This window comes from Erysipelatoclostridium sp. AM42-17 (assembly GCF_003480255.1).
GTDB lineage: Bacteria > Bacillota_I > Bacilli_A > Erysipelotrichales > Coprobacillaceae > Faecalibacillus.
The window spans coordinates 23,341-38,404 of sequence record NZ_QUIN01000012.1; the positions used below are offsets into that span (position 1 = coordinate 23,341).

Consider the following 15,064-nt stretch of genomic DNA (forward strand, 5'->3'; position numbering starts at 1 on the left):
ATTTTCAATTTTTGAAATAACCATCATTGTTCTTGACATCAATACTACTTGAACCCTTATAATATCTTTTGTTTTATAAAGAGGGGGTTCATTATGAGAAAACAAGTCGATATGCTTCATGGTAGTCTATGGGATAAATTATTATTATTTGCTTTACCACTTGCTGCTACAAGTATTCTCCAACAATTATTTAATGCAGCCGATGTTGCTGTAGTCGGAAATTTTGCTGGTAATAGTGCTCTTGCTGCCGTAGGTGCTAATGGTCCTGTTATTAATTTATTAGTCAATTTATTTGTGGGTTTATCAGTAGGGACAAATGTTGTAGTCGCTTCATTTATTGGTAGTGATAATCAAAAAAAAGCTAATCAAGCCGTGCATACATCCATCTTACTTGCTTTAGTAAGTGGGATTGTTTTATTAGTGATTGGTATTAGTTGTGCTCGTCCTATTTTAGAGATGATGTCTACACCAGAAGATGTCATTGATCTTGCTACACTTTATTTAAAGATTTATTTTTCTGGTATGCCTTTTATTATGTTATATAACTTTACAGCCGCTATATTAAGAAGTAAAGGTGATACCAAAAGACCACTTATTGCTTTAATTATTTCAGGAAGTGTTAATGTTGTTTTAAATTTAGTCTTTGTTATTATGTTTCATATGAGTGTTGAAGGTGTTGCTATTGCTACTGTGATTTCTAATATTATTAGTTCTCTCATCTTACTTTATTGTTTAACTCAAGAACAAGGTGCATTAAGAGTTAATTTAAAAGAATTAAAATTTCATAAACATATTTTAATTCAAATTGCTAAAATTGGTGTACCAACAGGATTACAATCTGCTGTCTTTTCAATCTCCAATGTGCTTATCCAATCATCATTAAATGATTTTGGTTCTGCTACCGTAGCTGCAAGTGCTGCTGCCTTAAACTATGAATACTTTAGTTATTTTATTATCAGTGCTTTTAGCCAAGCAGCTGTTACCTTTATCGGTCAAAACTATGCTGCTAAAAATTATCAACGTTGTAAACAAATCACTAAATGGACTATTCTTTTAGGAAGTATTGCAACTATCATTATTACAATTATCTTCCTCGTCTTCCATGAATTATGTATTAGTTTCTTTACAAGTGATCCTCATATCGCAGCTCTTGCTTATACCCGTATGTATATCGTTTTATCATTAGAAATTATTAATATGTTTATTGAATTACTATCTGCCTTTATGCGTGGTATTGGTTATTCAAGTACCCCAGCTATTATTTGTGTATTAGGTATCTGCGGTTTACGTATTTTATACATTTATACCCTTTATCCTATGATAGCAAGTTATGATCACTTACTCATGATTTATCCAGTAAGCTGGGTCTGTACAGCTCTTGCTTTAGCTATTGCTTATTATCATGTTCAAAAAAAAGAATTATCTTACTAATAAAAAAATGAGAATTCACTTAATTAAGAATTCTCATTTTTTATTATGACATGATTTGTTTTATCTTTCCCTTGATACATCAAATCATCTGCCTGTTTTAAAGCATCACTTACATGATGGACACCATGAACACCACCGATTGTTACTGATAAATGAATATCAGGGTAGTCATTTATGGTTTCATTTTTAACTGTATTTAAAATGATGTTCAATCTTTCCTTAAATGTTTCTTGAACCATATTTTGGAAAACCAATATAAATTCATCGCCACCATAACGAATTAATAAATCATCATCCCGAATACATGATTTAATTGCACTTGCCATATGTTGTAAAGCTAAATCTCCAACAGCATGACCATAATGATCATTAATATGTTTAAAGTTATCCCCATCAATCATTGCTATTGCATCAATAGTATCAATATGCTTTACAACTTCTTCATAATATCTTCTACTATAACATCCTGTTAAGATATCTGTATAGAATTGACGATTATATTGAGAAATCTTTTCCATAAACTTCGTATGACCGTGTGCACTTAGTAAAATTTCTTCCTTCGTTTTACAAATAATTTCTAAAACCCATGGTTGATTATCAATCTCAATATATTCAGCAATCACACCATAAACATCATGATCAATAAATTCCAACTTAACTGCTTGTCCTTTTTTATCATAAGAATGGCATGAAACACAACTACGACAAGCATGATCATGATTCCAAAATTCGTTGCATTTTTCTGTAGATTCTTCTATTCCTTGACTCGTAATCTTTACCACTTTTTGATTATGAATATCAACCAATCTTACATGATCAAAAATTTTCTTTAATTGTTCAATAATATCTAAAGCTTCTGTAAAAGAACATTTTAAAATATGTTGATTTTGATTTAATTCAACAATTTCACTTTCATTTAAACATGTAATATTTCCAATGACACCTGCATATTGTTGATTTTCCCATAAAGAATCCGCATGAATTTTATACCAATTCTTAGTATGATTGAATTCTAATTGAAATTTCATTTCAACAGTGGTATGTAAACTGTCAGTTTGTCGTAACTTAGAAACTAATTTTTTTATGTTTGATTTTGTTAAAAAAGACTGATCATCATTAGCAGGATGAACAATAACTTGATCTAATCCTAAACTTGCAGCTCCTCTAGAAGAAATATAAACCGTATCATCAGCCAAATCATATTTGAAAGTAATTCCCAACTGTTGCTCTATAGGAAGATGTGATTTAGATTCAATTTGGCTTATATCCTTAGTGAGTTGATTTTCAACAATTTCATCAGTGATTTTTGAAACAACCTGACCATCCACTCTTACATAATCATTTTCTAATTCCCTTTGGATAACTTCTTCTATATCACATAAACAATCTAGCAATAATGGATTAAATGTTCCACATTGCCCATTTAAAATCATTTCCATTGCCTGTTTATGACTATAAGCTTTTTTATAGCATCTTTCACTCGTTAAAGCATCATATACATCAGCTAAAGCTACAACTTGTGCCCAAATAGGAATTTCTTCACCCGTTAAACCATCAGGATATCCTCTACCATCATAACGTTCATGATGCCATCGACAAATATCATAAGCATATCTAAGCATCGCATCATTTTTATAACTAGGAATTTGTTGAATCATATTAGCACCAATAAGTGAATGTCCTTTAATGATTTCAAATTCTTCAGCAGTTAATCGCCCTGGTTTATTTAATATTTTGTCATCTATTGATATTTTTCCAATATCATGTAACGCCGAAGCTGTACTAATCAATAAAACATGATATTCATCTATTTGATATTGATCTGTTTTTTGAATTAAATACATTAATAACATTTTAGTAAGCGACTGAATATGTTGAACATGTAAACCACTTTCACCATTTCTAAATTCAACAATATTAGCAAGAACCTTAATCAGCATACTATTATTATCTACTCTTTGTTGTACTTGGTCTTCAACTAAATTAAGTAATTTCTTTTGTTTTTGATATAACCTAATCGTATTAGAAATACGTCGCATAATAATATACTTTTCAAATGGTCTTGTGATGTAGTCTGTTGCCCCTAACTCATAAGCTCTTTCTACAGTTGATGAAGCTCCTTCAGAAGAAATCATAATAACTGGAATATAATCTATAAAATGAAGTCGATTCATCTCTTCAAGAACTTCATATCCATCGACTCCAGGCATAATAATATCCAATAACACCAAATCAATACGAGCATCTTGCTCTTTTATAATATTTAAAGCATCTACTCCATTAGTAGCTTCAATCACATTATATCGATCATTTAACAATTCATATAAAACTAATCTATTTAATTGTGAATCATCAACAATTAAAATAGTAGATTTAATCTTTTCGTCCATATGATCGCTCCTTCCATAAAAAACACTTACCTTTTATATATTATACCCTTTTATGTCAAGAATTGCGATAGGAAGTCAACCTTGAAAACTATTTAATTTTTAATTGTTCAAAGTAATAACGAGGTTTATTATTACTCTTTTTACCATATTCAATAGCTTTTACAGGACAATAACATATACAAGCCATACAATGTGTACAGTTTTTATTCCAAACTGGTTTTCCATTTATTAATTTAATATTATTTAACGGACATTTTTTTGCACATTGACCACATCCAGTACATCGCTTATCTACCAAAAATGCATTAGCCTTAACGAAGAAACGATAAAAAACAGGATTAACTGGTCCACTCATAAAACGGTCATAAAGATTGTTTCGTGGTATTGGAAATGGCTTTTCTGCTTTAATAAAAGTAATTGCATTTTCAATATACGGTACTGCTTTTTCTACGATTTGTTTTGTTTCATTAACTTGTGGTGCATTAAACATTGCAATATAGTTTTCTGGCATAATAATTTGCATTGTGCCCATGTATTGTAATTGTTTATCGCAAGCAATCCGTCTGTTATATTTTGCGGCATTGCCAATTTCACCACCGCAATCCATAACAAACCAAATTCGCTTTGCTCCTAATAACTTTGTACTTAAAAGCCAGTTTGATACTATGCGTGGTATTCGCCATGCATAAGTGGGCACAACCACAATTACATGACAGCCTGTTTGTAATGGTGAATAATCATTTTCTTCAATTTTGACATTTAAATCAATGATAGTATCTTCTAGGGTCTCAGCTATTTTCTTAGCAATATAACGACTATTACCCGTTCCCGAAAAACAAAAAATCATATCGTCTTACACCTTCCTCTCATTTTATATACACTAAAAAACATATGCTTAAATTTACTTTTATTATATCATTTTAATAAAAAAGAGCATTCGATATCCTCGTGTATGCTCCCTATATATTACATTAATCAATATTGCCATCTATTTTCCATGATTACTTTGCATCAACAATTTGGAAAATATAAAATTTTAAATATGATGTTTCTTCCATGGTCCATAATATTGGATGATCAGCATTTTGTTGAGTTACTGAAACTTGTTTTAAAGTCACATGCGCTTCTTGGGCAGCATCTTTTAACATTTGTTCAAAATGACTTGTTTCCATAAAACGTGAACAACTACATGTAAGCAAATAACCGTCATTCTTTAATAACTCCATCGCTCTTTTATTAATTCTTTTATATCCTTGATAAGCATGATTAATTGTTCTTCTTGATTTAGTAAAAGCAGGTGGATCTAAAACAATGATATCGTATTGTCCTTGTTGACATTGATCTAAATAATCAAAAACATCTGCTTGAATAAATGACATTCTCTTTTCTAAATGATTTAGTTTAGCATTAGCTAAACCTTGATCTAAAGCTACTTGAGAAACATCAACAGCATCTACATGTTTCGCATTTCCTAAAGCTGCATTTAATGCAAATCCTCCAGTATGACTAAAACAGTCTAATACTGTTTTACCAAAAGCCATATTTCTTAATAAAACACGATTAGATTTTTGATCTAAGAAATAGCCTGTTTTTTGACCATTTTCTACATCTACATTTAATTTTAACCCATTTTCATTAATGATTGTTTTAGTGGGTACCGGTTGTTTCCAATACCCTTTATACATCTTTAATCCTTCTTTTTGACGTACTTGAATATCATTTCTTTCATAAATTCCTTTAACATCTTGACCATCTTCTCTTAATGTTTCTAATAATAAATCATAAATTTCATCTTTGATTTGTTCTAAACCATAAGAACTAATTTGACAAACTAAAATATCATTATATCGATCTACTGTAAGACCAGGTAACTGATCAGCTTCCCCAAATACTAAACGACAATTAGTTAAATTATCTTTTTCTACTGTTTTTCTAAAATCATAAGCTTTTTGTATTCTAGATTTAAAAAATTGATGATTAATAACTTCATTTTGATTTTTAGATAAAATACGTACTGTAATATGACTTTCCTTAGATAAAAAACCTGTTCCCATATAACGATTTGATGTTGTCATAATATCAACTAAGATCCCATTTTCTAAACTTTCATCAACAATAGCGTTATTTTTATACATCCACATTTGACCTTTATCAAGCCATTTTTCCCCTTCAGGACTTAAATATACAATTGGATACTCTCTTTTCATATGATTACCTACTTTCTATGCGCACCTATTCTAACAAATAATAAATCTTAATTCAATGATACAAAAAAGAAGTTATTTTTCATAACCTCTTTTAACCAAATGAAACACCCATTAACTTAGCCCCTGTTACCACTTCGCCTTCAGGATCAACATATTTTAATTTACCTGCACTTTGAGCTAAAGGAATCGCCTTCACTTCTGTTTTATCTAAAACAACCAGCTTACCAAAATCTTGATTTAAAACAAGTCTTGCTCCTTCAATACCAAAGCGTGTTGCCATTAAACGATCATAACTGCTAGGTTGTCCACCACGTTGAACATGTCCTGCAAGCGATACACGAATCTCATTATCAAAATAACCTTCTAATTCTTTAGCTACTTCATAAGCCACCGACATCCCATTTCGACTCGCTACCTTAGCTTTATATTTCTTTTTAGTAAGAAGACTATCTTCTTTACTAATAGCGCCTTCAGCACAGGCAATCACAGCATAATTTTGACCCTTTTTTTGTCTTTCTTTAATTGCTTTTACAATTCCTTTTATATCATAAGGTATCTCTGGCAATAAGATAACATCTGCACCTGATGCTAATCCGGAAGCTAAACAAATATGACCAACTCGATGTCCCATAATTTCAACAACAAAAATACGGTCATGGCTTTCAGCCGTGGTTTGGATTTCATCTAAATATTGACTAGCAACATTAACAGCACTTTGAAAACCAAAGGTATAATCTGTTCCCCATGTATCATTATCAATTGTTTTAGGTAAACCAATCACATTAAGTCCTTCTTGAGCTAACATATTGGCTGATTTTAAAGAACCATTCCCCCCTAAAACCACTAAACAATCTAATTTAAGTTTATTATATGTTTTTTTCATCGCTTCCACTTTGTCAAAGCCATCTTCAATGACTCTCATTTTTTTAAAAGGACAACGCGAAGTTCCTAAAATTGTTCCTCCAAGATTAAGAATATCTTCAAAATCTTCTTCTTTCATCTTTTTATATTGTCCTAACATCAGTCCTTTATAACCTTTTAAAAAACCAATAATTTCAATATCTTTACTTTGACGATAAAGTGTTTTTGCTAGGCCACGCATTGTTGCATTAAGTGCTTGGCAATCACCACCACTTGTTAAGATTCCAACTTTCATCATCTCATTCCTTCCTACTTTACTTCATTTTTGAAAAAATATTCTTGGCTGTTCATCAATGCTTTTTTATTCTTTACACGTTTATATTTTCCATCACTTTCTAACTGTGATGCTTTAACATTGTCTGACAACATAATATTAAACATATTGAGTAACATCTTTTTAAGTTTTGTATCAAGAACTGGCGCTGCTACTTCTACTCTTCTTTCTAGATTACGCGTCATTAAATCTGCTGAAGAAATATAAACCTTTGGATCATCTTTACCAAATATGTAAATACGTGAATGTTCAAGATAGCGTCCAACAATAGAAATAACATGAATATTTTCAGTATATCCTTCTACACCTGGAATTAAACAACATATTCCTCTTACAATCATATCAATCTTAACGCCAGCTTGACTGGCTTCAATTAATTTATCTATCATTTTACGACTTGTAAGAGCATTACATTTAAAACCTATATAAGCTTCTTTACCTTCTTTAGCTAAAGCAATTTGTTCATCTATATGCACAAATATTTTAGAAATCATACAATGAGGCGCAACCATTAATAAATCAGTATGATTTTCAGTTTCTCCAAAACTTAAATGATTAAATACACCATTAATTTCTTCACCAATTTCTTGGTTTGCTGTCATTAATGATAAATCAGTATAAAGTTTAGATGTTTTTTCATTATAATTACCAGTACCAATTTGGCTAATGTATTTTACACTACCTTCTGTTTTATAAGTAATTAAACACAATTTAGAATGAACCTTTAATCCATCTAATCCATAAATAACACGACATCCTGCTTCTTCTAATCGTTTAGACCAATCAATATTATTTTCTTCATCAAATCGTGCTCTTAACTCTACTAAAACAACCACTTCTTTTCCATTTTCTGCTGCTTTTATTAATGATTTAACAATTTTAGAATTTTTAGCAACACGATATAAAGTCATTTTAATACTTGCTACATTAGCATCATGACTGGCTTCATCTAATAATCTTAAAAATGGTGACATAGATTCAAATGGATAACAAAGTAATAAATCATGTTTTAATATTTGTTTAATCATCGGAACTCTATTATCTACTATTGAACTATTTCTTGATTCAAGACGTTTATAGAACATTTCAGGATGGATATATTTTAAATGATCTCTTAATTCACTAATAAAGCCAAAATCTAACGGTGCTTCACTTTCAAACACTTGATTTTTCTTTAAATTTAAGAAATTCATTAACATCAATACTTCAACATCCTCTAATCCTGATGACATTTCTAAACGTACCGGACATAATTTACGTCTTTGTTTAATTAAAGTTTCCATCATTTCACGATAATCTTCATGTCCTTCTAATGAATGATCATCCTCATCAATATCTGCACTTCTCGTTACCCTAATGAGTCCTTTACTTTTTACAGTGTATTTAGAAAAAATATGGGAAACAAAATGTAAAATAATATCTTCTACTAAAATAAATTTTCCTGGTTGACTAGGCACTGGTATGAGTCTTTCATCCATCGCATTAGAACATGAAACAATCCCCATTTTACGTTTACCTTTTTTAGATTCAAGACGAACAACAGCATACATCTCACGATTATTAATAAATGGAAATGGTTGTCTTTTTGATATAACTTGAGGAGATATTAAAGGTAAAATTTCTCTTTCAAAGTAATCTTGAAAATAGCGACGATCTTCTTTACTCGTAATATCTTTATATTTTAAAACACTCATTCCTGATTCACTAAGTTGATTCATGGTTCTTTGATAAATACGATCTTTTTTCTTATTTAAATAAGCTACTCTTTTAAAACATGCTTTTAATTGTTCTTCACCTGTCATCCCTGTTTTGTTATCCCTAGTATCAGGATAAAACAACATTTGATCATAAAGTGATCCTATTCTTACCATAAAAAATTCATCTAAATTCGTTTGATAAATAGAAATAAAACTTAATTTTTCTGCTAAAGGAACACCTCGATCCTTTGCCTGCATTAATACACGATCATTAAACTTTAACCATGATAATTCTCTATTTTCTTTGCAATTATTCATTCGTATTCCCCCCTATGATTCTATTATACACTTTTATTGCCAAAATAGATTATATAACATCTGGTATTATGTGAACTATCAAGATTGTGTAAAGAAAAGGACTTATTTTAATAAGTCCCTATTTAAGTAATATTTCTCCATTAGATTCAATAATTTCTTTATAACAAGAATAAGAATCTTTTAATTTTCTTTCTAAAGTTCCATGACCATCATTAAAACGATCAACATAAACAAAACCATAACGTTTTTTCATTTCACCCGTACCGGCTGAAACAACATCAATAGGTCCCCAATATAAATATCCACGACAATCTACGCCATCTTCAATAGCTGCATGAACATTTTTAATATGTTCTTCAATATAATGAACTCTAAATTCATCATGAATATGTCCTTGTTCATCTAAATTTTCATCTAAACCAACACCATTTTCAACAATATATAATGGTAAATGATAACGATCATATAATACATTTAAAGTATAACGAAGACCTACAGGATCTACTGCCCATCCCCAAGGTTGAGGTGCTTTATCTTTTAGATATGGATTATCTCTACATGTAAGACCACCTGTATCCACTTTTAAATTCACTTCACGATCATAAGTTGTAGAACGATAATAACTAAATGATAAGAAATCTACTGTATTTTCTTTAATAAGTCTTAATTCTTCATCACTAAAGCTAACTGTTACTTGATCTTCTTTCCATACTTTCTTTAAATAAGTTGGTACAATACCTAAACAGAATGGATCGGCCATATAAAAGATATTCATTCTTTGCGTATCTAATGTTCCTACTACATTTAAAGGATCACAGTTATAAGGATAAGTTGCAACAGAAGAAGCTGTCATCATACATCCAATTTGATTATTTGGATCAATTTCATGACCAACTTGTACTGTTTTAGCATTAGCAACTAATATATTATGATAAGCATCCCATTGATCTTGTTTAGTTGTTGAACCAATAGGATCATTTGGATCTTGAGGATCTTTGATAGTAAGAACACCACCAGCTACTAACGGCATTCTAAATAAAGCATTCACTTCATTAAAAGTAAGCCATAATTTAACTTTACCTTTATAACGATTAAATACTGTTGTTACATAACGTAACCAGAATTCAATCATTTTAGGATTAGACCATCCACCATATTCAGTCATCAAATGTAATGGTGTTTCATAATGAGATAATGTAATAATTGGTTCCATTCCAAGTTCATTCATACAATCAAACATATCATCATAATAAGCTAATCCAGCTTCATTAGGTTCAGTTTCATCACCATTAGGAAAGATTCTTCCCCATGCAATAGAAGTTCTAAAACTATTAAATCCCATCCCTTTCATTAATTATAAATCTTCACGATAACGATGATATCCATCAACAGCATCATGAGATAAATATACTTTATCTGGATTTAATGCCATTTCATATTTTTTCTTCGTTTCATTCCATTTAATACCAGGATCTTTAGACATAATTCCTACTAAAACATCTGTCACATTAGGTTGTTTACCATCTTCTAGCCATGCTCCTTCATATTGATTAGCAGCAATAGCTCCACCCCATAAAAAATTCTTTGGAAAACTCATAACTCTACCTCCATCTTTTCTAAAAAGTATTATAGCACTTGAATATCACCATAGATGTAGCTTTCATTTTTTGAAAAAAAGCATCATTAAGATAACTTAATGATGCCTATATTATTTATATTTATAGAACCCTTCTCCTGAAGCCATTCCTAGTTTTCCTTCATCTATATATTTCTTTAACATTTTAGCCATTCCTTTAAAATTATAAGGAGCTAAAAATGATGGAACCTTTAAGTACATAGAAACAATATTATAAGCTGTTGTTAAACCTACCGTATCTAAGATTTGGAATGGTCCTTTAGGTGCTCCTGTACCTAATGTCCATGCTTGATCAATACTTTGAGGATCACTAATACCATTAACATATAAATCCATTCCTGAAAACAATAAAGGAACTAACATAGAATTTAATAAATAACCTGATTTTTCTTTCTTTACTGGTAAAGGAATCATACGTATCGCTTTAGCAAATTCCATGATTTCATCAAAATACTTTTGTTCAGTTTGTTTTTGTGCCATAACTTCTGTCATATTATTTTTCCAAATACTATTAGCAAAATGTAAAGATAAATATTTGTGAGGACGTTTTGTATACTTAGCAAACTTAGATGGCAACAATGTTGAAGAATTTGTCACAATAATTGTTTTTTCTGGTAACATATCTGCCATCTTTTTATAAATAGCTGTTTTTTGTTCAACATTCTCTGCCATTGATTCGATAATCAAATCTGCATCACTAACTGCTTTTTGTAAATCTAATTCTAGCTTAATTGAATCATAAGCATGATTTGCTTTTTCAATGCATTTATCAAAATCAAAGTCATCATAATCACTAATTCCCATTGCCCAATTTTGAGAAGTCTTCCCTTCATCACTATTCATTAAAGCAATTGTTTCATGATAAACTTCTTTTAAATGATCTAATTTAGGTTGACACCTACCAATACTCCCTTCACTTCTTAGCCATATTGTCACATCAAATCCACAATAAGCTGCCTGATAGGCAATTTGGCTTCCTAACACGCCACCACCAATAACGACTACTTTTTTTATATTCATAATTTATTCCTCCTACTTTTATCTTATCATTTTGTGAAATATTTAACAAAACATTAATCATAAATCAATTTGAACTTCATAACAAAAAAAGGTCTAAATCTTTCGATTTAGACCTTCATTTTTTATTCATGTGATTTTGTTCCATTTACTTCTTCAAATACTTGAGGGAAAACATGTTTGTTTTCTTTATTTTTGAATTTGAAGTAAACAACTGTTAACACTGAACATACAACGATAATTCCTACAAAGACAGCAATTTCAGCTGATAATGAAGGATTTGTCATACTAATCACTTTTCTGAATCCATCAACACTATATGTGTAAGGAACAAATTTATGAATGACTTTATAAATCATAGGTCCAGTTTCTAATGGATAAGTACCAGCAGAACCACCTAAGTTAACAATCATAAATACTAATAATAAGAAGTCGCCAATATAACCTGTAGTTAAACTTAATAAGATAACAAGTGACATAAATGCAGCCGATACTAATATCGCAAGTAAATATGTCATTCCTAAATTAACAGGTTCAAATCCATTGATCAATCTTAAAGCTGTAACCATGATAATTGCAGCTAATGTAGAAACTGTATACATAACAGTTGCTTTGCTTGCCCAATATTTTAAAGCATCTTCTGCTTTTTTAATACCATGTCTTAATGGATACATTAACGCAAATGCTAAACATGTTACATATAATCCAACTGACATCATATATGGAGCCATAGCATGACCATTATTTTCTACTTTAGAAATTTCTTTGTGTTTTGTATCAACTGGTGCAGCAACCATATCTGTAGTCTTGTTTGTAGAATCAATCTTACTTTCTTCAGCTCCAGATTTTAATGCATCATTTAATGTTGTTACACCATCTGCAGCAGTAGTAATACCTTCACCTAAAGTATCAGAACCAGCAGCTAACTTACCAGCACCATCACTAATTTGACCGGCACCATCAGCTAATTGATTAGCACCACTCATCAAAGTTCCATTGTTACTTACAAGTGTTGAAGTACCAGCATTTAAAGTAGACATTGCCTCATTAAGTGCTTTGTTATTGTTTGTAAGTGTTGTTAAGCCGTTTGAAATTTGTCCAACAGCAGTAACATAATTATTTACCCCTGTTAATAATCCTTCTTTTTTATCTGTTAACCCAGTGCTAACTTGGCTTAATCCATTATCAACTAATTTACTTGCCTGAATTAAACCGACATTTTTTTGATCGTTAACTGGATCAGCCGATACTTTTGTTAAAGCTTGTTGAATACCAGCTACTCCTTGTGCAGAAGCTAAAGATTTCTTAGATAACTCATTTACTTTTGTTGCTAAGTTGTCTGTTGTATTTAGTAACCCTGGCTTTTCAGAATTTCCTTCTTCACCCAATAAACTTTCATTAATTACATTAGAATATTGAAGAGAACCTGCTAATGCCGTGTATTCATTAATATCAATTTTCCCACTGGCATATAATTGATCAATAATTTTTTTGGAACTGGCATTAGTTTGATTTGAACTAGTTGCTGCTCCTTTTAACTGTTGAGTGCTTGTTTTAATTGTTGGCAATGTTACATTTTCAAAAGTACTTGCCTCTTTACTAAGAGCAGTCAATTCTTCTTGGCTAGGTACTCCTGCTGCTTCAATAGTTGCAGACAATGTTTCTAGCCCTTGTGTTAAAGAACTATTAACTCCTTGTACTTGTTGTACACCTTCAGTTAATTTTTTAACTCCATTAACTAAATCTTGACTTTTAGAATTAAGTTGACTTGCACCATCAGATGCTGTTTTTGTATAATTAGTATATTCGCCAACTTTATCTTTTAATTGATAGACACCGTTGTTAACAGTAACAACACCATCTGTGTAATCTTTTAAACCCTTTGTTAAAGTATTTGTACCATCTTTAAATGTTAAAGAGCTACTCGCTAATACTTTTAAGTTATCACTGATTGTTTTATTTCCGTCTTTTAATTGAGACATCCCATCAGATAATTGTTGAGTACCATCACTGGCTTCAGCAAATCCATCAGACATTGTACCAATTGACGTAAAAATTGTTTCAGCATAAGTTTTTGTTACTGAAGAAGAAACCTCAGCTTTAATTTTGGCGATAGCTGAATCGTCCATTTTTGATGCAACATAGTTTGTTCCAGGATTTGTTGTATACTTCAAAATCATCTTTTGAGGTTCCTTATCCAACAAAGTTGTCGCATTTTTTGAGAAATTACTTGGAATCGTAATGACCATGTAATAATCGCCATCTTTTAATCCTGACATTGCTTTCTTTTGACTAACGAAGTGGAAGTCTAAAGAATCATTATCTTTTAACTTATTGACAAGTTCTTTACCAACGTTAAGATTCTTATCGTTGTAAACAACTGCCTTATCTTCGTTAACAACAGCAACAGGAAGATCTCCACTGTTTCCATATGGATCCCACATAGAACCTAAAAAGACAACAGTGTAAATACTAGGAATAGCGATTAAAGCAACTAATACTATTTTGATCCAAGTATTGTGAAAAATATTTTTCCACTCTTGCTTAATCATAAATATCCTTCTTTCTATATACTTTGTCTATAGACATTTTACATCTATGGATATATAATGTCTATAGTGTATTATAAATTATTCATTATAAATGTCAATAATCTTGATACAAAAATTAACTTTTTTGATAAAATAAACAAAAGGGATGAAAAGGAAATGAAAATAAGAAAAAGTTTTGAACAAGCAATATGTATTCTATTGCTTATTGGGACACATGACGGTCCTTTAAAAAGTCATGAATTAAGTCAAATATTAGATGTATCTGATTCTTATTTAAAGAAAGTAACAAGACAACTCGTAGTAGCTGGTCTCATTACTTCTAAAGCAAGCAAATTAGGTGGTTTTGTTTTAAATAAAAAAATGGATGATATTTCCTTCTTTGATATCTTTGAAGCCATTGAAGGAAAAGAAAAATTTATTCAAACAACACATCTAGTAGATAAAGTATTTGATCCTGCTTTTAATGTAAAACAAACAGAAAGTGTGATCATGAATTATTTAAATGATGCTGAATATCAATATAAATCAAAATTAAAAGAGATTAACTTAGCTGAAATTACTAAGTTTGCTCATAAAGGTATAATATAAAATGGACACCATATCATATGATGTCCATTTTAT

The 15,064-nt window shown here is 30.5% G+C and carries 9 protein-coding genes and 1 pseudogene; 2 read left to right on the forward strand and 8 right to left on the reverse strand.

Going from position 1 to position 15,064, the window contains the following annotated elements:
- Positions 1-93: 93 nt before the first annotated feature.
- Complete coding sequence (locus tag DW911_RS05930; RefSeq protein WP_199589133.1) at positions 94-1,431, forward strand: MATE family efflux transporter; 1,338 nt, start codon at positions 94-96, stop codon at positions 1,429-1,431.
- 23 nt (positions 1,432-1,454) lie between these two features.
- Here DW911_RS05930 and DW911_RS05935 read toward each other — a convergent pair whose 3' ends face one another.
- From DW911_RS05935 to DW911_RS05970, 8 genes and pseudogenes are all read right to left on the reverse strand, one after another.
- Entirely contained in the window at positions 1,455-3,821 is a 2,367-nt protein-coding gene (locus tag DW911_RS05935; RefSeq protein WP_118607585.1) for a diguanylate cyclase domain-containing protein, read from the reverse strand.
- A gap of 88 nt (positions 3,822-3,909) precedes the next feature.
- Positions 3,910-4,668, reverse strand: a complete 759-nt coding sequence (locus tag DW911_RS05940) for an EFR1 family ferrodoxin (RefSeq protein ID WP_118607586.1) — start codon at positions 4,666-4,668, stop codon at positions 3,910-3,912.
- 154 nt (positions 4,669-4,822) lie between these two features.
- Complete coding sequence (locus tag DW911_RS05945) at positions 4,823-6,028, reverse strand: class I SAM-dependent rRNA methyltransferase (RefSeq protein ID WP_118433103.1); 1,206 nt, start codon at positions 6,026-6,028, stop codon at positions 4,823-4,825.
- A gap of 91 nt (positions 6,029-6,119) precedes the next feature.
- Entirely contained in the window at positions 6,120-7,187 is a 1,068-nt protein-coding gene (locus DW911_RS05950; protein ID WP_233543025.1) for a 6-phosphofructokinase, read from the reverse strand.
- Positions 7,188-7,198: 11 nt separating this feature from the next.
- On the reverse strand, positions 7,199-9,238 hold the full coding sequence (gene ppk1 / locus DW911_RS05955; RefSeq protein WP_118607587.1) for a polyphosphate kinase 1: 2,040 nt from the start codon (positions 9,236-9,238) through the stop codon (positions 7,199-7,201).
- 118 nt (positions 9,239-9,356) lie between these two features.
- Positions 9,357-10,835, reverse strand: a pseudogene (locus tag DW911_RS05960) (glycoside hydrolase family 1 protein).
- Between the two features lie 111 nt (positions 10,836-10,946).
- Positions 10,947-11,894 (reverse strand): 3-hydroxyacyl-CoA dehydrogenase, encoded by a 948-nt coding sequence (locus DW911_RS05965; RefSeq protein WP_118433109.1) that lies wholly within the window; start codon positions 11,892-11,894, stop codon positions 10,947-10,949.
- Between the two features lie 122 nt (positions 11,895-12,016).
- On the reverse strand, positions 12,017-14,443 hold the full coding sequence (locus DW911_RS05970; protein ID WP_118433111.1) for a YhgE/Pip domain-containing protein: 2,427 nt from the start codon (positions 14,441-14,443) through the stop codon (positions 12,017-12,019).
- Positions 14,444-14,599: 156 nt separating this feature from the next.
- On the opposite strand from DW911_RS05970, the gene DW911_RS05975 reads away from it, so the two are divergent.
- A complete protein-coding gene (locus tag DW911_RS05975; RefSeq protein ID WP_118433164.1) occupies positions 14,600-15,031 on the forward strand; it encodes an Rrf2 family transcriptional regulator in 432 nt (143 codons plus the stop codon).
- Positions 15,032-15,064 lie beyond the last annotated feature (33 nt).